This is a genomic window from Curtobacterium sp. 9128 (assembly GCF_900086645.1).
In the GTDB taxonomy this organism is placed as follows: domain Bacteria; phylum Actinomycetota; class Actinomycetes; order Actinomycetales; family Microbacteriaceae; genus Curtobacterium.
The window spans coordinates 1,020,327-1,038,864 of the sequence record NZ_LT576451.1 but is presented as its reverse complement, the minus strand read 5'-3'; the positions used below and the strand labels follow the sequence as shown (position 1 = coordinate 1,038,864).

Below are 18,538 nucleotides of genomic sequence, written 5' to 3'. Positions count from 1 at the left end.
CGGGCGCGCCGCCCTACGCGGTCAGCGCGGGGATCGCTGCGGGGTCGGCGCCGTCGAGGAACTCGGTGAGGCGCTCGGGCTCGCCGGGCTCCTCGATCGCCTGGGCGGCGCGACGCAGGGCGAACAGCGCGCGGAGGACGCCGCGGTTCGGCTCGTGCGACCACGGCACCGTCCCGGCACCCCGCCACCCGGCCTTGCGGAGCGAGTCGAGCCCGCGGTGGTAGCCGACACGGGCGTACGCGTAGGACTCGAGCGTCGCACCACGCTCCCACGCCTCGTCGGCGAGGAGCGCCCACGCCAGGCTCGACGACGGGTGCGACACCACCACGCTGGCGACGGGTGCGTCGGCGGCGAGCGCCGCGGTCACCTCGGGTTCGGCGGGGAGCAGGGTCTCGGGGTTGCTCGACGGGGTCGGCAGCAGGTTCTCGGGCATGCCTCCACCCTGTCATCCCTTGCGGCCGTCCGGGAACGGGCTTACCGTGGGGGACACTCCGTCGTGACCGCGGAGCAGCGGGGCGGGAGACCGACCGCCGGCTCGGGTCACGGAAACGGGGGTGAACCGACGGAAGAAGTCGCCTTGCGCGTGATCACCGGTACTGCGTCCTCGCAGCAGCAGCCCCTGCGCTGACACCGTGATCACGCCCGCCTGAGTCGGGTCCCTGCCGCATCCGCGGCTCCGGTGTCGTGCGCCCGCATCGACACACGGGAGGCACCTCCATGCCCGCGAACCCATCGGTCGTCCTGCACGACCTCACCTTCACCTGGCCGGACGGCACCGTCGCGATCGACCACCTCACCACCGCCTTCGGCTCCGGCAGGACCGGTCTGGTCGGGAGGAACGGGGCCGGGAAGACCACGCTGGTCCGGCTGGTCACCGGTCGGCTCCACCCCACGTCGGGCACCGTCACGACGTCGGGTCCCGTCGACCACCTCCCCCAGCGCCTGTCCGTGCGCGCCGAGGACACGGTCGCCGACCTGCTCGGGATCGGCGCCACGGTCCTGGCGCTCCGAGCCGTGCTCGGCGGTGACGCATCGCCCGCGCACTTCGACGTCATCGGCGACGACTGGGACGTCGAGGAACGCGCCGCAGCCGCGCTCGACCCGCTCGGCATCGACCTCGACCGGCCCGTCACGACGCTGTCCGGCGGCCAGGCGGTCCTCGCAGCGGTCGCCGGGATCCGGCTGCGCGGGCTCCCGATCGCGTTCCTCGACGAGCCGACGAACAACCTCGACCGACGAGCGCGGACGATGCTGCTCGACATGGTCGACGCCTGGCACGGGACGCTCGTCGTCGTCAGCCACGACCGGGAGCTCCTGGAGCACGTCGACGAGGTCGCCGAACTCCGCGCCGGGTCGATGACCGTGTTCGGCGGGACGTTCAGCGCGTTCGAGGAGCACCTCGCCGTCCAGCAGGCCGCGGTCGAGCGCGAGGTCCGGGTCGCCGAGCAGCGGCACCGCACCGAGAAGCGGCAGCGGATCGAGGCGGAGACGAAGATCGCGCGGCGGGCCCGCTCCGGCGTCAAGGCCGCGCAGGGCATGCCGAAGATCTTCGCGAACGAGATGCGGAAGAAGGGAGAGGAGACGGCGGGGAGGCTCCGCACCGGGTACGCGGACGACGAGGCAGCGGCCCTGCAGACGAAGCGGGAGGCGGAGACGCGGCTCCGGGTCGACGAGTCCATCCACGTCGAGCTGCCGGATCCGGACGTCCCCGCGTCCCGACGCATCGCGACGATCACGGTCCGCGGACGGGACACGATCGTGCAGGGCCCCGAACGCATCGCCGTCGGCGGGGACAACGGCGTCGGCAAGACGACCCTGCTCGAGCAACTCGTCGGGTGGCCCTCCGCGCGGGAGCACCCGCTCCCGGGCACGCACGCCGAACCGCACGTGGAGCACATCGCCTACCTGCCGCAGCGGAAGGACTCGCTCGACGACGACCTGACCGTGCTCGAGAACGTCCGTCGCGGCGCGCAGCACGTCGGGGACGCCGTGCTCAGGAACCGGCTCGCCCGCTTCCTGGTGCGCGGGGACACGGTGGACCGTCCCGCGGGTGCGCTCTCCGGAGGTGAGCGCTTCCGGGTGGCTCTGGCCGGACTCGTGCTCGCGGACCCGCCCCCGCAGCTGCTGGTGCTCGACGAGCCGACGAACGACCTCGACATGACGAGCGTCGACCAGCTCGTCGACGCGCTCGGGGCCTACCGCGGGGCCGTCGTGGTGGTCAGCCACGACGAGACGTTCCTGGACCGGCTCGATCTCGACCTCCGCGTGGGTTTGGCCTGAGCGGCGTACGGCGTGCCAGTGCCAGTGCCAGTGCGCGCACGCGGCACGTTGCTCGTTCGCCGTGACGGATCCGGTCCGCGGAACCGGGGTTCCGCGGACCGGATCCGTCACGGCCGGACCGAGATCGCCTCAGCCGATGCTCACTGCGTCTCGTCGGTGGTGTGCCGGCGTGCTCGGAGGAGCATCGCGATCGCGCCGGAGGCGAGCAGGAGCAGTGCGGCACCGCTGGCCAGGGCGAGGCCCTCGACACCGGTGTAGGCGAGCTCTGCGGGTGCCTCTGCGCGGATCGTGATGGTCGCGTCCGGCATGTCGACACGGTCGCCCTGGGGATCGGCCGCGGTGGCCACGACCGTCGGTTCGAGGGCTCCATGCGCGACGTCGTCGGCGGTCACGGTCCTGGTGCTGACGCAGTTCGTCTCGGCCCCGGGGGCGAGGTCGGTCGCGATGCACTCCTGGTCGGTGTCGCCGTCTCGTGCGACGAGGTCGCGGAGGGTGACGGTCCCGACGTTGCGGATCGTGGTGGTGAGGGTGACGCGGTCACCCTCGGCGACGGGACCGTCGGTGTCGGCGGACAGTGCGGTCGCGCCGGCGATCGTACGGGGGATCTCGGTCGTGACCGATGCCGGGGCGATGGCGAGTGCGTCGCCCGCCGGGGTGGACACCGCCGCGGTCGTGGTCTCGCGGATCGATCCGTTGTCGACGTCGGACTGCGTGACGGTCCGCGAGAAGGAGCACGTGACGGAGCCGCCGACCGGGACGGTCTCGTCGGCGCACTCGATCGCCGGGGCGTCCTCGGTGCGGCCAGCACCGAAGGCGCTGAGGCGACTCAGCACGAGTTCCCCGAGGGTGACGTTCCCGGTGTTCGTGACCGTGGCCTCGAAACGGAGGGTGCCGCCGACGGTGGTGTCGCCGCCGGGCACGACCGTCAAGGTGACGGTGGCGCCGGGCTCGGCGTCGATCGGGACGGAGAGGTCGGCTGCGGGGACGTCGATCGTGCCGCCGGCCGGCAAGGTCGCGGTCCCGTCGACGTGGAGGTCGATCCCGCCGGCGTCGACGAGCGCCTGGGTGACCGTGACCGTGACCGTGCAGGTGGCCGATGCGCCGGGTGCGATGCGCTCGCCGGGGCAGGAGACCTCGCGGTCGTCGGACGCGGCGAGCGCCACGTCGGACAGCGTCACGTTGCCGGTGTTCGTCACCGTCGCCTGGACCGTCAGCTCGACGCCGGGTTCCAGACGCTCCTGGACCGCGGCGGTGAGCCCGAGCGTCGCGGCGGGCTGGGCCGGGATCCCCACCCGCGAAGACGTCGTCGCGAGTTCGACGCCGTCCTCGGTCGGGGTCGACCCGATGACGGCCGCGTCGACGTCGAAGCCGCCGGCGTCGACGTCCTGCTGGGTGACCGGGGTGGTGATGACGCAGTCGGTCGTCGCGCCGGGCGCGAGGGCGGTCTGCGCGCACGCGGCTGCCTCCCCGCGCCCCGGACGCACCGCGATGTCGTGGATGGTGACGTCGCCGCTGTTCTGGACGGTCACGACGACGGTGACGGTGTCGTCGACGGCGGGCTGCACGTCAGCGTCGGACTCGCTGGTGGCGCTGAGCGCGGGGTGCTGGGCGAGCTCGGCGGCACCGGTCGCACGGGCGAATTCGGACCGGACACCAGCGGGGGTCGTCGCCGTCACCGCCTCGTTCACCTGCACCGTCCCGGCGTCGACCTCGGCCTGGCTCAGGGTCCGCACGATCGTGCAGCGCGCTTCCGCTCCCGGGGCGAGGACCGCGGTGTCACAGGTGCCGCCGCCGATCTCGAGGGTCGAGAGGGTCACGTTACCGGTGTTGCGGACCGTGACGGTCCAGGTTGCCTGATCGCCGACCCCGGATTCCTCGGTCACGTCCGACTCGACGTTCGTCGACAGGGACGGAGCCGGTGCGATCTCGTCGGAGTGCGACGCGCGGGTCAGTTCCTTCGCGGCGCTGCCCGGCGCGGCGGCGCTGACGATCGCCGCACGGTCCACGGTGCCGGCGTCGACATCGGTCTGCGTGACCTCCGCGGACGTGGTGCACGACACCGAACGGCCCGGCTCGAGCGTCGTGGCGGGACACTCGGCGGCATCACCGGCGACGTCGACGCCGAGGTCGCTGAGGGTGACGTTGCCGGTGTTGGTCACCGTCGTCGTCCACGTCACGGTCTGTCCGACGACCGGGGCGGATCCCGCGTCCGAGGTCATCGACGCCGACGCGGAGGCCGTTGCCGGGACCGGGTCCGACGTCCGGACGGCACCGAGCACGCTCCGGTCACCGGACGGCGCCGTCGCGGCCACGTCAGCGGTGAACACGATCTCGCCGCTGTCGATGTCCGCCTGGGTCAGTGGTGCACGTGTCACCACGCACGAGGTGGATGCACCGGGCGCGAGCGAGGCGTCCGCGCACGTCACGGGTTCGCCGGTGGACGGGTCGACGGTCACGTCGGAGAGGGTCACGTTGCCGGTGTTGGTCACCGAGATCGTCGCGGTCACGACGTCCCCGACCGCGGGCACGTCGGCGGCGTCGGTGACCACGGACGCGTCCACCGCGGGTTCGGCGACGGCCACATCGTGCACCTCGTCCACCCCCAGTCGAGCGGACTGCGCACCCGGCGCGGCGCCGACGACCGCGATCGACTGGTCGACCGCGCCGGCGTCGACATCGCCCTGGGTCACCGTGTACGTCACCGTGCACGACGTCGACGCGGCAGGCGCCAGCGTCGTCCGCCCGCACGCAGCAGCCGAGCCGATCGTGGGCTGGGCCGCGAGACCGGACAGTGTCACCGTCCCGGTGTTGACCACGGTGGTCGTGTAGGTGATCTCCTGCCCGACCTGCACCGACGTCCCCGCGTCCGAGGTGACGGCGACGCTCGCCGACACCGTCGTCGCGATGTCCTCGTCGAGGCGTACCGGCGCCGTCGTCTCGTCTCCGTTGGCCGCCCGTCCCGTGACCTCCGCCGCGAGGACCGCCTTCCCGCTGTCGACCTCCGCCTGGCTGAGCTCACGGACGATGCGACAGGTGGTCGAAGCCCCCGGAGCGAGGTCGACGGCGTCGCATCCGTCGGCGCGGCCCGCCGAAGCCGTGACGCGCAGGTCGGCGAGCGTCAGGGTCCCGGTGTTCACCACCGGCACCGTGTACGTGACGACGTCGCCCGCGCTCGGCGCCGCGCCGAGGTCGGACGTCACGGATGCGGAGACGGCCGCCGTGCCGTCGACGGTGACGTCGCGCTTCGCCGTGCCGAGGTCGACCGGCTTCCCTCTCGGCGTGAGCGCGGATCCCGTCACGGAGGCGCTGACGGAGCCGCCGTCGACCTCGGCCTGCGTGAGGATCCGCGTCGCGGTGCAGTCGAGGGCCTTCCCGGCGTCGACGTCGGGACGCGAGCACGTCACGGGCGTGCCGTCGTCCAACGTGAGGCGGAGCTCCCGGAGACGGACGTTGCCCGAGTTCTCCACCGAGACCGTCCACTCGAGGGTGTCTCCGGCGCCGGTGCGTCCATCGGCGTCGGTGTCGGTGACGGAGCCGGTGAGCGACACCGCCCCCTTCGGCTCCTCGGGGATCGAGAAGAGGACGAGTGGGTTCGTCGCGATGAGGTCCAGCACCCCACCGGCGTTGCCGTCGCCGAGGTACCTGCCGTCTGCGGGCGCTCCCGGCGTGTCGACCACGAACGTGAAGAACCCCTCGTTCGTGATGCGCGCGCTGAAGACGAGGCAGCCGCTGCCGTCACCGACGGGGATGGCACTCAGTGCGGTCGCGGAGGGCGCGGTCGTCTTCGACACACACGTCCCGTCGACCGCGACCACGCCGGACCCTCCGGGAGCCGGGTAGGTGACGTCGACGGGACTCGCCACCGTGTCGACCCACGACGTGGAGGTCCGACCGATGTAGGTCGACTTCCATGCGTTCTGCAGCGGTCCGGTCACCATGCCGCCGCTGGACTGCTCCGCGTGGGCGAGGGGTGTCAGCAGCAGGGCGGCGGCTGCGACAGCGATGGCGGACGACGCGGCGATCGTCTTGAGGGGTCGAGCGAATGGCATGGCGACTTCCAGCGTCGGGGCAGGGACGCATCAACCATACTTCATGTTCTATATTCAAAATACTACAATGCACGATGCTTTCACCGCCGTCGTGTCGGGCGGATCGAGAGCGTCTCGATCGCGCCGCGTGCCGGCAGGTCCACCACCGTGCGGACCGCGTCGGCGACGTCCTGCGGCGCGAGGAAGTACTCGGTGTCGTAGGTCTCGCCGAGCTTCTCCGTCAGCGCCCGCTGCATGTCCGAGTCCGTCCGACCGGGGTGCACGCTCGACACCCGCACGCCGTTCGGACGTTCCTCTTCGCGCAGGGCGTCGGTGAAGGCCCGGAGCGCGAACTTCGACGCGCCGTAGACCCCGCCGCCCGGGCCCGATACGAAGCCCGAGCCGGAGTTGATCGTCACGACGATGCCGCGGGACGCCCGGAGTGCCGGCAGCGCGAGGCGCGTGAGCTCGGCGACGGCGAAGACGTTCGTGGCGAAGACCGCCTCCCACGTGGACCGCGGGGTGTCCGCGATGCGGTTGCCCTGCTCGACACCGGCGGAGTGCACGAGCACGTCGAGTCGAGCAGGCAGCTCGGGGACGTCGCCGGCGCCGAGGTCCCCGACGAACCGCGACGCGCTCGGGAGCTCCGCCACGACGGCGTCCACCGCGTCGGCCGTCCGGCCGCCGACGAGCACGTGGTGGGTGCGGCCGAGGTCGGCCGCGATCGCGCGGCCGATGCCGCGGGTGGCTCCGGTCACCAGGGCGACCGGACGGACTGGAGGCTGTGCGTGCGTCACGCAGGCCAGCCTACGGAAGGCGGGACGAGCCTCCCGTCCGGCTGCCGCGGTGCCGCACGACCGTCACCGCGACGACCGCGGCGACCACCAGGAGGGCCACCGCTGCGATCCCCCACGGCGAGCCGGCGAGCGCCGCGACGACGGCCCAGAACACCGCGAGCCCGACCGTGGCGTAGAGGAACGCCCACGCGACGCACCCGGGCACCATCGCGAGCAGGTACCGCCGCCACGGGACACGGGCGAGCCCGGCTGCCGCGTTCATCACCGTCTGCAGCCCGACCGTCACGAAACTCACCGTCACGACGGGGAGCCCCCATCGGTCGAGGAGCGCCGAGCCGCGACGGACCGCGGCGGAGTCGAGCCAGCGGCCCCACCGGGAGCGCGATGCGCCGGCGACGGCTCCACGCGCGATCCAGTACGTGGCCTGCGCACGGCAGAACACGATCAGGAAGAGCGCGAGGACGAGCCACCAGAACGGGAGCCCCTCGAGGAAGGACGGCACGCCCGGAACCGTAACGGACGCATCCGGGAGCTATCCCCGGCCCTCCCGGATCTTGATGCCGTCGAGGACGTCCTGCGCACGCTTCTCGTCCTGCTTCTCGATCTGCCGGGTGTCGCGTTCCGGGAGCTGGATGTCCTCCTCGGCACGGATGCCGGCCTGCAGCTGTCGCCCGCGCTCGAGCTCCGCGTCGAACTCCGCGCCGAACAGCAGCGCGTTGTTCGTGATCCAGACCCACAGCAGGAACACGATGACGCCACCGAGGGACCCGTACGTGGCGTTGTAGTTCGAGAAGTTCGCGACGTAGAACCCGAATCCGACACTCGCGATGACGAGGATCAGGATCGCGAGGATCGACCCGCCGCTCACCCACCGGAACTTCGGCTGCTTGACGTTCGGCGACCAGTAGTAGAGCACCGCGACGACGATGATCGCGATGACGAGCAGGATCGGCCACTGCACGATCGACAGCACCGTGACGGCCACGTCGCCGAGACCGATCGTGTCGCCGAAGCTCCGCGCGATGGGTCCGCTCACGAGCGCCAGCAGTCCGATCACGAGCAGGACGACGGTGAACAGCGTGACACCGAGCATCGTCGGGCGGAGCTTCCAGATCGGCCGGCCCTCGCGGACGTTGTAGATGCGGTTCATCGCGCGGCCGAAGGCACCGACGTACCCGGAGGCCGACCAGAGCGCGCCGACGACACCGACGATGAAGGTGATGGGTGCCGCCGGCGACCGGACGAGGCTGTTGATCGGCTCCTCGAGCAGGGATGCGATCTGCGCCGATCCGACGTTCTTGACGATGTCGAGCAACGTGTCGACGACCGACTGCGCCTGCCCGACGAGGCCGAGGATCGACACGATCGCCAGCAGCCCGGGGAAGAGCGCCAGGACCGTGTAGTACGTCAGGCTCGCTGCGAGGTCGGTGCACTGGTCCGCGGAGAACTCGCGGAGCGTCTTCTTCAGCGTGTAGACGAGCGTGGGCTTCGTCAGCTCCGTGGGGCTGTCCGCCTTCCGGGGGTCGTCCGGGTCCGGCTTGTGGTGCTCTCGCGCCATGGTCAGATCCTCTTCGCTCGCTTGGCGGCGCGCTTGCCGGCCTTCTTCGCCTGCTTCTGCACCGTCTCGCGGCGCTTCTCGGAGGCCTTCTGGTCCTGTAGCACCGGGTTGTGCTTGTCGTCCTTGCGTGCGAACACGGGCACGCCCTTCGCGGTCCCGTCCTTGCCCACCTTGACGGGCTTGAACACCGGGACGGGAGCCGGGGTGCGGAGTGCGTCGAGGCGCGCGGCCGGGGAGTTCCGGATCCGGACACCCACCACGATCGCCGCGATGCCGGCCGCGGCGGTCGCGGCGAGCGCCACGAGCGGGGTGGGGTCGCGGTGCCAACGCTGCTTCGTCTTCGCGATCGCGAGGCGGGTGCGCGCGGGGACGTCCACCTTGTGCCGGATCCGGTCGACGGTGTCGGTGATGCGTTCACGGGTGCGGACGTTCGCGAGCTCGAGCTCGGGGAGACTGTCGTTCGCCATACATCGTTCGTACACGTCGCGAGCCGGACGCGGCCCTGGCTGCGTCCGGCTCGCGCGTGGCGGATGATCGGTGTCGGCCCGGTGACGGCCCGGTCTCGGCCCGGCCTCGGCCCGGTCTCGGCCCGGTGTCCGCTCGGTCTCGGCCCGGTGTCCGCTCGGTCTCAGCTCGGGACGACGACGTCCTCGGGCAGGCCGGACGCTGCTGAGCGGGTGGCCGCCTCCATGAGCGCGAGGCTCCTGAGGTTGTCGCGCCCGCTCGTCTCCGGGACGTCGCCGCTCGACACCGAACGGGCGAACGCCTGGAGCCCGCCCTGCCGGTCGTGGTGCTCCGCAGTCGGGAGCTCGACGGACGTCCGAGCGGACTCCCCGGACGTCCGACCGGATCCCTCGGGCTTCCGGACGGTGACGCGGTCCCAGCTGACGTCGCCGGGCTCCCCGCCCCGGCTGGTGAACTGGAGTTCGCCGTCCTCGCCCTGGATGCTCCACTCGCCGGCCCACGGGGTGTGCTCCCCGCGGCTGAGCCAGCTGCCGCGGTAGCTGACGACGATGCCGTCCTCCATCTCGATGAGCATCGACGCGACCGCCTCGTCCTGGTACTTGCTGAAGGACGGGTAGGTGGCCCTGGCGTAGACCCGCACGGCCTCCTTGCCGGTGACCATGCGGAGCAGGTCGAAGTGGTGGATCGCCATGTCGTTGATCATCGCGTGCGGGAACCGGTAGTGCGGGTGGTCCTCGAACGCGCGGTCGTTGTCCCACTGGCGGAAGTCGATGTTGATCGCCGAGAGCTCACCGACGGCACCGGCGGCGAGGAGGTCCTTCGTGACGCGAGGCGCCGGGTAGTAGCGGTAGTTCTGGCTGACCTGCAGCACGAGGCCGAGCTCCTCCGCGAGGTGCACGGCCTCGGCGGCTTCGGCGGCGCTGTTGGCGAAGGGCTTCTCGACCAGGACGTGCTTGCCCGCGGCGAGGGCCTCGAGGGCGAGCGGCACGTGCGTGACGGCCGGGGCGGTGATGACCACGGCGTCGGCGTCGACGGCCTGGAGCGCATCGGTCAGGGAGCCGAACGCGGCGGACTCCGGCAGCCCGAGGTCCTTCCGGACGGCCTCGAGCGTCGGCGCACTCGGGTCGGCGATCCCGACCACCTCGACCTCCGACACCGCGGGGAGTGCAGTGCGGGCCCAGCTGCCGCCCCACCCTCCGAGACCGACGTGGATGATGCGGACCGTCATGCGTGCACTCCTTCGTGTTCGACTGCGCTGTCGTCGCGCGCGTCCAGTCTGTCAGGCGCGCGGTTCCTTCCCACAACGCATGCCATGGGAGGTCGTTTCGCGCGTGGGTGGTCTGGAATCCAGGACACCTACGCGCGATTCGACTTCCTACGCGCGAAGCGACCCGCGCCGCGACCCGCGCCGCGCGCGCCCGCGGCGCCCCCGCTCAGCGCGTGAACGCGTAGGCGATGAGCGTCATCGTCACCAGGAAGCCGGCGAGGTAGTTGATCCACAGGAACCGCTTCCACCCCGCGTTCGCCGACTCGGCGCCGTCGTCCGTGACGTTCCACCACGGCAGCACGTTCAGCGCGTACGGGATCACGACCACGGCGGCGATCGGCCCCGGGAACGCCGAGAACAGCAGCGCGATCCCGGCCACCACGTACGCCACGAACGCCAGGCGCACGGTCGTCCGCGCACCGATCACGGTCGCGACCGAGCCGATCCCGCCGGCCCGGTCGGCGAGCACGTCCTGCACTGCGCCGAACGCGTGCGAGGCGACGCCCCACAGGAAGAACGCCACGCACACGGCGACGAGCTGCCCGGTCCAGTGCGTCCCGGCGAGCGCGAGCCCGTAGACCGCCGGCGACACGAAGTGCGTCGACGACGTCAGTGAGTCGAGGAACGGCTTCTCCTTGAACCGCAGCCCCGGTGCCGAGTAGGCGATCACCGCGAAGACGCTGATCGCGAGGACCAGCCACGACCACGGGCCGCCCAGCAGCACGAGCGCGACGAGGAACGGCACGTTCGTGATGACGACCGCCCAGAGTGTCGTCCGGTGGACGCTCTTGTCGAGCAGCGCCCCCTCGACGCCGCCCTTCCGGGGGTTCCGCAGGTCGGACTCGTAGTCGAAGACGTCGTTGATGCCGTACATCGCGAGGTTGTACGGCACCAGGAAGTACACGACGCCGATCAGGAACGCGAGGATCGAGAAGTGCTCCCCGCTGCCGAGCAGGTAGGCGGCGCCGAACGGGTACGCGGTGTTCACCCAGCTGATCGGGCGCGACGAGGTGAACAGCGCGCGCATGGTGGACTGCCGGGAGGCCGGGGTCGCCGTCATCGGTCGTGCTCCTGTCCGGTGGATGGCTGGGTCTCGTGGTCCGTCCCGTGGCTGCGGTCGAACAGCACCCAGAGGCTCGGCAGCAGGACGACGGCCGCGATCGAGTACGCCAGGTCCTCGATCGGGATCGCTCCGATCTTCATGCCGCTGATGAGCGCCGGGTCGTAGGCGACGACGCGGAGCGTGACGATGACGTTGTCGAACACGATCGTCATCACGAGCAGCACGACACCGGCGACGAGCCCGGTGACCACGCCCGTGCGGCGTCGGCGGTGGACGTCGCGCCCGAGCCGGCGCTGGCGACGTGCCGCGACCACCGCTGCCACGATCCCGACCACGGCGACGACCCCGAAGAACGGCAGGCTGAGGAGCGCGTACGCGCCGGAGCCGGTCACCGGTCCCCCGCCCGATCGAGCGCCCGGGCCACGCGGGGCCGGATGAACCCGATCAGGTTCATCGTCGTGTAGCCGAGCAGCAGCAGGAAGAAGACCTCTTCGAGCGGGACGTCCGGCGCCAGCAGGACGCCGGTCAGCAGGCGCTGCTGCCCGATGAAGAAGATGCCGAGCCCCACACCAGCGGCGTCCCAGACCAGGAAGAACGCGACGCCGACCGCCATCACGGCCGCGGCCCGCCACGGCGCCCGCCAGAAGAACAGCCGGAAGCGCGCGTCGAGCACGGTCATCCCGGTGAGCGCCACGAGGAGCCCGAGGAGGTACAGCCCTGGCATCAGGTCGTCGCGGCCGGGGTCTTGGTCGGAGGCAGCGGCGTGGTCGGCGTCCGCCGCGGCGCGCGCTTCTGCGGGCGGGGCGGTGCACCGTCCGCACGCTCGAGTGGCGTCGGCAGCGGCTCGGTCGAGGTGTCCCCGTGGATGCGCTTCAGCAGTACCTCGGCGCTGATCAGGCACATCGGCAGCCCGATGCCCGGGATCGTCGAGGACCCCGCGTAGTAGAGCCCCTCGACCTTCTCGGAGGCGTTGCCCTCGCGGAAGAACGCACTCTGCTTGAGCGTGTGCGCCGGCCCGAGCATCGAGCCGCTCCACGCGTTGAAGTCGTCCGCGAAGTCCCGGGGGCCGATCGTCTTGCGCACCCGGATGCGGTCGCGGAGGTCCGGCACGCCCGACCGTTCGGCGACGACGTCGATGGCGCGGTCCGCGATCTGCTCGACCTCGTAGTCACCCGCGCCGTCGAGCCCGCCCTTGCCGATGCCGACGTCGGCGGGGAGCGGCACCAGGATGAACAGGTTGCTCGATCCCCGCGGTGCGACGGTCGGGTCGGTCTCGGACGGGGCGCAGACGTAGATCGACGCGGGGTCGGGCACGTGCCGGTCGTCACCGAACACCGCGCCGAAGTTCGCCTTCCAGTCCGCGGTGAACACCAGCGTGTGGTGCAGGAGCCCCGGAACCGGCCCGTCGACGCCGAGGTAGACGAGCACGGCGGAGGGGCCGGGGTCGCGCTTCTTCCAGTGCGACTCGTCGTGCGTCCGATGCTCGCGGTCGAGGAGCTGCATCTCGGTGTGCCGGAGGTCGGCGGCGCTCACGACGACGTCCGCCGGTGCGACGTGCTGCGCGCCACGACGGTCTCGGTGCACGACGCCGGTGACGTGGCCGCCCTCGACCTGGATCCGCTCGACCTTGGCGCCGGCGATGATCTGCGCCCCTTCGGCCCGGGCGACGCGTTCGACGGCCGCGATGACCTCGGTGATGCCGCCCTTCGGGTAGAGCACTCCGTCGGCGAGGTCCAGGTGGCTCATCAGGTGGTACATGCTCGGTGCGGCATACGGGCTGGTGCCGAGGAACACGGCCGGGTAGCCGAGGATCTGCCACAGGCGACGATCCCGCACTGCGGACTCGGCGAACGTCGACAGCGGCTCGATGAGCAGCCGCGCGAGCTTGCCCATGCGGAGCAGCACGTCGGGGGCCGCGAGCTTCCGGAAGTCCTGGAACGTGCCGTACAGGAAGCGCCGGACGGCCATCTCGTACGTCTCGGCAGCGGAGTCGAGGTACTTCGCCATCCGGGCGCCGGCCCCCGGCTCGATCGACTCGAACAGCGCGAGGTTGTCCTCGCGAGAAGCCCGCAGGTCGATCGGGTCGTCGTACCCCTCGCTGTAGACGCGGTACCCGGGGTCGAGCTTCACGAGGTCGAGCTGCTCGTCGGCGCTGGTGCCGAGCAGCTGGAAGAAGTGGTCGAACACCTCGGGCATGAGGTACCACGACGGCCCGGTGTCGAACCGGAAGCCGTCCCGCTCCCACGACCCGGCGCGTCCGCCGAGCTGGGTGCGCTGCTCGAGCACGGTGACGGCGAAGCCGTCCCGCGCCAGCAGTGCGGCGGACGCGAGTCCGCTGATGCCGCCGCCGATCACGACGGCGCGACGGACGGGGACCTTGCGCGCAGTGGACGGCTGGTTCTTCGGACTGGAGGCTCGTGGCGGGGTCATGAGGAGCCTCTCCCTTCTGTCACGGCCGGCCCGCCGCTGGCGCGTCGGTCCGGAACCGGCAGCTGGGGCCCAGTGTGTCCCGTGGTCACCGTGCGCGACCGCAGCGGCGCGCGACCGGCGAGCACCTGCGCGGCGAGCCGCGCCTTGACGGGGTTCGGGACGCGCACGCGCGTCGTGATCAGCCGGTCGGCCGGCGTGGCCGCGATCCGGTCGTTGAGCTCCTGGAACAGCGCGTGCGCGAGGCCGACCGCGTGTCGGGCGTCCTTCGGCAGCAGCGGCACGGTCCTGGCGGCGGTGTCGAGGTCGGCCTGGACGTCCGCGACGAGTCGGTCCTTCGTGGCCTCGTCGAACGTCCGCACGTCGACGCCGGGGAAGTACGACCGGCCGAGCACCTCGAAGTCGGCGTGCAGGTCGCGGAGGAAGTTCACCTTCTGGAAGGCGGCACCGAGCGCCCTGGCACCCTCGACCAGCACGGACTCGTCGAAGGTCGGCCGTCCGGCGCGGTACACGAACGCGCGGAGGCACATCAGCCCGACGACCTCCGCCGAGCCGTAGACGTAGGCGTCGAACGAGGCCTGGTCGTGCTCGGTCTGCTCGAGGTCCATCCGCATCGAGGCGAAGAACGGGGCCGTCAGCTCCGCGCCGAACCCGATCGTCCTGGCGGTCCTGGCGAACGCGTGCACGACCGGGTTCACCGAGAACCCCAGGCGCATCGCGCGTTCGGTGTCCGACTCGAGCTCGTCGAGCACCGTGCGGGCGAGGTCCGGCGCGAGCCCGGCCTCGGTCGCGGGGCCGTCCACGACCTCGTCCGCGACGCGGACCAGTGCGTAGACGTTCCTGATGTGCTCCCTGGTGTCCTTCGTGAGCAGGCGCGACGCCAGGCCGAACGACGTCGAGTAGCGCTCGATGACGACGGAGGACGCCGCCTCTGCCGTGGCGTCGTAGAGCGGGAGCCGCGCGGTGTGCGTGCTCCCTGCGTTGCTGGAGGTCACCGGACGCGCTCCACCAGCTCGGACACGAGCGTCTCCAGCCGGTCCGCGAGGTCGTACGGCAGCGCCGCGAGCTCCGCGCGGGCCAGGGCCGTGTGCTCCTCGACCCGTGCGAGGGCGGCATCCCTGGCCCCGCACGACGTCAGGAGCGCGCGCATCGCACTCGCATGTTCCTCGGTCAGGTGCGGGTCCCCGAGGTACGGCGCGAGCTCGGCCCAGCAGTCGGTCGTGGCGGCGTAGGCGATGAGCATGGTGCGCTTGCCCTCGCGCAGGTCGCCGATGGCGGTCTTGCCCGTTGCGGCTTCGTCCCCGAACACCCCGAGCAGGTCGTCGACGATCTGGTAGGCGATGCCGATCTCACGGCCGAAGGCCCCGAGCGCGGCGACGATCGACTCGTCCGCGCCGGCGAGCACCGCACCGGACTGCAGCGGCGCCTCGAACGAGTACACGCTCGTCTTCGCCCGCTCCATCTGGAGGACCTCGTCCACCGTCGGCATCACGCCGTGGCTCAGGTCGACGTCGGCCATCTCCCCGGCGGCGCTGGCGAACACGGCGTCGTCGAACAGGTCGAGCAGGCGGGTGCGACGGTCGCCCGTGACGCCGCTCGACTCGATGAAGCGCGGGGCTCCGGAGAGCGCCAGGTCCCCGGCGATCACGGCGGCGCTCATCCCCCGGTGCTCGGCGATCGGCAGCGGGAGCCCACCCGTCGTGCCCGTGTCGCGGAAGGCTCCTGCGACGTTCGGCTGCCCACGGCGGGACCAGTCCCGGTCGATGACGTCGTCGTGCACGACCAGCGCGGTGTGCAGCAGCTCGTACGCGGCCGCGATGTGCGACGCGGCGTGCACGTCGTCGCCGCCGAGCCCGGCGTACGCGGTGAGCACCATGCGCGGGCGGAAGCGCTTGCCACCCATGCTCGCCTTGCGGAGCACCCGCCAGAGTTCCTCGGACGGACGCCCGAACGCCTGTGCCCTGCCCGAGGACACCGTGAAGAAGCGCTCGAGGCACGCATCGACCAAAGCGAGGTCGATCGGCGCCACGGTGGCCGCTTCGTCCGTCATGCAACTAATCTATCGAGACAGATGAGCCAATTCCCGGAAACCGTGGTGCTACTCGCCGACGACCGTACCCCGATCGGCGTGGCGGACAAGTTCACGGTGCACACAGACCACACGCCCCTCCACCTGGCGTTCAGCTGCCACGTGACCAACGACGCGGGCGACATCCTCGTGACCCGTCGTGCGCTGGCGAAGAAGACCTGGCCGGGGGTGTGGACGAACTCGTTCTGCGGACACCCCGGTCCCGACGAGTCGTTCGAGGACGCCATCGCCCGCCGGGCCGCACGCGAGCTGGGCATGACCCTGCACGGCATCGAGGAGGTCCTGCCGGACTTCCGCTACCGCGCGGTCGACGCGTCCGGCATCGTCGAGAACGAGGTCTGCCCGGTGTTCCGTGCGGTCGCCGACCACGACCCGGAGCCCGCCGACGACGAGGTGTCCGAGTGGGTGTGGCTCTCGGAGGAGAAGCTGCGCGCCGCGGTCTCGGCAGCGCCGTTCGCGTTCAGCCCGTGGCTCGGCTGGCAGCTCGCCGAACTGCCGGTCCGCGCGCTCGACTGACCGCCAGCGGGGTTGCGACGTCGAACCGTGGCGTCCGGGGATGTGGCCCCGACGCCACGGTCCGGCTCACAACGAGGTCAGAGCCACTTCGACGCCTTGCACGAGGGGTAGGACGGGAAGCCCTGGTAGACGAAGGTGAAGGCGTTCTCGATCGATGCCCCGCTGGCGACGTTCGCCGTCACCGTGGCGCCGAGACCGTGCCATCCGCCATCGGACAGCAACTTCGTCTTCTGGACGTACGCGCCTCCGTTGACCTCGAGCGTCACCTCGCCATCGGAGTTCGTGTTGCCGTGGGCCGGTGACAGCCGGTACTGGTCGATGGTCGCTCGGTACGTCGTGCCGGTGCGCTCCCACGACACCTTCGCTCCGCCGCCGGGGCTGCCGCAGCTCACCTCGAAGCTGCCGGTGGCGGTCGGTGCGAAATCTGCGACCGCGGGCCCCGCGGTCATGCCCACGAGCAGGGCCGCCGACAGTGCCGACGCGACGAGGCCGTTCCGGACGAGTGATGCCTTCATCAGATCTCCTTCGATCAGCGTGACCGAGATGTCACACTGAAACATCAGCACACCCGGGAGTATTTGGGAATCGCGGACGACAGGCGTACGCTCGGCGGTTGGCCGCGGGACACCCCGCGGCGCAGGACGAACCAGAAGGGCAGGTGAGGCGCGATGTCGGGTGACCATCCTCGCGCGGGCCGGCTGACCCTTCCGGTCGCCCCCGTGCCCGTGTCCTAGATCCACCGGCCCGCAGCGGTTCTCCCGCGCGGACTCGCGCCTGCCTGCTCCCGACCGAAGGAGCACAGCATGGCAATGATCGACAACGCGATCTACGTCGACGGACGTCGCGTCGAGTCGTCATCGACCCTGTCGCTCGATGCACGACGGAACTGCGACCTCGCGTGGATCGGGCTGCTGCGCCCGGACCCACGTGAGCTCGAGTCCGTCGCGACGGAGTTCGACCTGCACGAGAACGCCGTCGAGGACGCGATGAAGGGCCACCAGCGCGCCAAGCTCGAGCGCTACGGCGACACCCTGTTCGTGGTGCTGCGTCCGGCCTGGTACGACGCGGACCAGGGCACGGTCGAGTTCGGCGAGGTGCACCTGTTCGTCGGCGACCGCTTCGTGGTGAGTGTCCGGCATGCCGACCGCCCGGACCTGGCCGCCCTGCGCGCACGCGTCGAGCAGGACCCCGAGTTCCTCGCGAAGGGCTCGGAAGCCGTCACCGCCGCGGTGCTCGACGAGGTCGTGGACGGCTACGCGCCGGTCGTCGAGGTGCTGCAGGACGAGATCGACGAGATCGAGGACCAGCTCTTCGCCGGCCATGTCGCCGCCGACGTCTCGAAGCGGATCTACCAGCTCCTCAGCGAGGTCCTGGCGTTCCAACGTGCGACGAAGCCGGTCCCCGCGATGGTGAAGGGGCTGCTCCGCGGCGCCGACAAGTACGCCGTCGACGAGGACGTCCAGCACCGGCTGCGCGACGTGATGGACCACGCGCTGCGGGTGACCGAGCGGATCGACTCGTTCCGCGCCCTGCTCGAGAACGCCCTGACGCTGCACTCGACCCTGGTGTCGCAGGAGCAGAACGAGGCCATGCGGCGGATGACGAGCGCGAGCCTGGCGCAGGGCGAGGAGAGCCGGCAGCTCGCCCGTGCCGCGCACCAGCAGGGCGAAGAGGTGAAGAAGATCTCATCGTGGGCGGCGATCCTGTTCGCGCCCGGGCTCATCGCCGGCGTGTACGGGATGAACTTCGACCACATGCCCGAGCTGCACTGGCGCTACGGCTACCCGGCCGCGATCGTCGCGATGCTCGCCCTGGCCGGCGTGCTGTGGGTGGTGTTCCGCAAGCGCAACTGGCTCTGACGCGCCGCCGACCCGCCGAAACGCCGCCCCGCTGCTGAGACACCTCCGGAATCGGGGGTGTCTCAGCAGCTCGGAGGTGTCTCAGGCGCTCGGGGGTGCATCAGCAGCACGACAACTCAGGTGGCGCCGAGCATCCGGACGTGCATAATGATCTGGCTCGGAATGTGAACGTGCACATGGGCGTGCCAG

At 71.2% G+C, this 18,538-nt stretch carries 17 protein-coding genes; 3 read left to right on the top strand and 14 right to left on the bottom strand.

Annotated elements, in window-relative coordinates; all coding sequences use genetic code 11:
- Nucleotides 1-13 precede the first annotated feature (13 nt).
- Nucleotides 14-433 (bottom strand): DUF3151 domain-containing protein, encoded by a 420-nt coding sequence (locus QK288_RS05260; protein ID WP_281266754.1) that lies wholly within the window; start codon nucleotides 431-433, stop codon nucleotides 14-16.
- A 284-nt stretch (nucleotides 434-717) separates the two neighbouring features.
- Between QK288_RS05260 and QK288_RS05255 the strand changes: the two genes are divergently transcribed.
- Nucleotides 718-2,280, top strand: coding sequence for an ATP-binding cassette domain-containing protein (locus QK288_RS05255; protein WP_281266753.1), 1,563 nt, complete (start codon nucleotides 718-720; stop codon nucleotides 2,278-2,280).
- 140 nt (nucleotides 2,281-2,420) lie between these two features.
- Here the strand turns inward: QK288_RS05255 and QK288_RS05250 are convergent, their stop codons facing one another.
- From QK288_RS05250 to QK288_RS05195, 12 genes are all read right to left on the bottom strand, one after another.
- On the bottom strand, nucleotides 2,421-6,329 hold the full coding sequence (locus tag QK288_RS05250; RefSeq protein ID WP_281266752.1) for a hypothetical protein: 3,909 nt from the start codon (nucleotides 6,327-6,329) through the stop codon (nucleotides 2,421-2,423).
- Between the two features lie 80 nt (nucleotides 6,330-6,409).
- On the bottom strand, nucleotides 6,410-7,105 hold the full coding sequence (locus QK288_RS05245) for an SDR family oxidoreductase (protein WP_281266751.1): 696 nt from the start codon (nucleotides 7,103-7,105) through the stop codon (nucleotides 6,410-6,412).
- Between the two features lie 10 nt (nucleotides 7,106-7,115).
- The gene (locus tag QK288_RS05240; RefSeq protein WP_281266750.1) at nucleotides 7,116-7,607 is read right to left on the bottom strand and encodes a VTT domain-containing protein; all 492 of its coding nucleotides are present in this window, start codon (nucleotides 7,605-7,607) and stop codon (nucleotides 7,116-7,118) included.
- Nucleotides 7,608-7,637: 30 nt separating this feature from the next.
- Complete coding sequence (locus QK288_RS05235; protein ID WP_281266749.1) at nucleotides 7,638-8,663, bottom strand: YihY/virulence factor BrkB family protein; 1,026 nt, start codon at nucleotides 8,661-8,663, stop codon at nucleotides 7,638-7,640.
- A gap of 2 nt (nucleotides 8,664-8,665) precedes the next feature.
- A complete protein-coding gene (locus QK288_RS05230; protein ID WP_281266748.1) occupies nucleotides 8,666-9,130 on the bottom strand; it encodes a hypothetical protein in 465 nt (154 codons plus the stop codon).
- Between the two features lie 161 nt (nucleotides 9,131-9,291).
- Nucleotides 9,292-10,356 (bottom strand): Gfo/Idh/MocA family oxidoreductase, encoded by a 1,065-nt coding sequence (locus QK288_RS05225; protein ID WP_281266747.1) that lies wholly within the window; start codon nucleotides 10,354-10,356, stop codon nucleotides 9,292-9,294.
- A gap of 205 nt (nucleotides 10,357-10,561) precedes the next feature.
- Nucleotides 10,562-11,455 carry a prenyltransferase gene (locus QK288_RS05220; RefSeq protein ID WP_281266746.1) on the bottom strand — a complete coding sequence of 298 codons (894 nt, stop codon included), beginning with the start codon at nucleotides 11,453-11,455 and terminating at the stop codon, nucleotides 10,562-10,564.
- On the bottom strand, nucleotides 11,452-11,850 hold the full coding sequence (locus QK288_RS05215) for a lycopene cyclase domain-containing protein (protein WP_281266745.1): 399 nt from the start codon (nucleotides 11,848-11,850) through the stop codon (nucleotides 11,452-11,454). The genes QK288_RS05220 and QK288_RS05215 overlap by 4 nt, the downstream gene beginning before the upstream one ends.
- Nucleotides 11,847-12,182, bottom strand: coding sequence for a lycopene cyclase domain-containing protein (locus QK288_RS05210; RefSeq protein WP_281266744.1), 336 nt, complete (start codon nucleotides 12,180-12,182; stop codon nucleotides 11,847-11,849). The genes QK288_RS05215 and QK288_RS05210 overlap by 4 nt, the downstream gene beginning before the upstream one ends.
- A complete protein-coding gene (gene crtI, locus QK288_RS05205) occupies nucleotides 12,182-13,888 on the bottom strand; it encodes a phytoene desaturase family protein (RefSeq protein ID WP_281266743.1) in 1,707 nt (568 codons plus the stop codon). The genes QK288_RS05210 and crtI overlap by 1 nt, the downstream gene beginning before the upstream one ends.
- The gene (locus QK288_RS05200) at nucleotides 13,885-14,880 is read right to left on the bottom strand and encodes a phytoene/squalene synthase family protein (protein ID WP_281266742.1); all 996 of its coding nucleotides are present in this window, start codon (nucleotides 14,878-14,880) and stop codon (nucleotides 13,885-13,887) included. The genes crtI and QK288_RS05200 overlap by 4 nt, the downstream gene beginning before the upstream one ends.
- Nucleotides 14,877-15,935 (bottom strand): polyprenyl synthetase family protein, encoded by a 1,059-nt coding sequence (locus QK288_RS05195; RefSeq protein ID WP_281266741.1) that lies wholly within the window; start codon nucleotides 15,933-15,935, stop codon nucleotides 14,877-14,879. Before QK288_RS05195 ends, QK288_RS05200 begins: the two co-directional genes overlap by 4 nt.
- A gap of 21 nt (nucleotides 15,936-15,956) precedes the next feature.
- Here QK288_RS05195 and idi point away from each other — a divergent pair, with 21 nt between their 5' ends.
- On the top strand, nucleotides 15,957-16,490 hold the full coding sequence (gene idi / locus QK288_RS05190) for an isopentenyl-diphosphate Delta-isomerase (RefSeq protein WP_281266740.1): 534 nt from the start codon (nucleotides 15,957-15,959) through the stop codon (nucleotides 16,488-16,490).
- A gap of 77 nt (nucleotides 16,491-16,567) precedes the next feature.
- Here idi and QK288_RS05185 read toward each other — a convergent pair whose 3' ends face one another.
- The gene (locus QK288_RS05185) at nucleotides 16,568-17,005 is read right to left on the bottom strand and encodes a hypothetical protein (RefSeq protein WP_281266739.1); all 438 of its coding nucleotides are present in this window, start codon (nucleotides 17,003-17,005) and stop codon (nucleotides 16,568-16,570) included.
- Between the two features lie 288 nt (nucleotides 17,006-17,293).
- On the opposite strand from QK288_RS05185, the gene QK288_RS05180 reads away from it, so the two are divergent.
- Nucleotides 17,294-18,349 (top strand): magnesium and cobalt transport protein CorA, encoded by a 1,056-nt coding sequence (locus QK288_RS05180; RefSeq protein ID WP_281266738.1) that lies wholly within the window; start codon nucleotides 17,294-17,296, stop codon nucleotides 18,347-18,349.
- The last annotated feature ends 189 nt before the right edge of the window (nucleotides 18,350-18,538 follow it).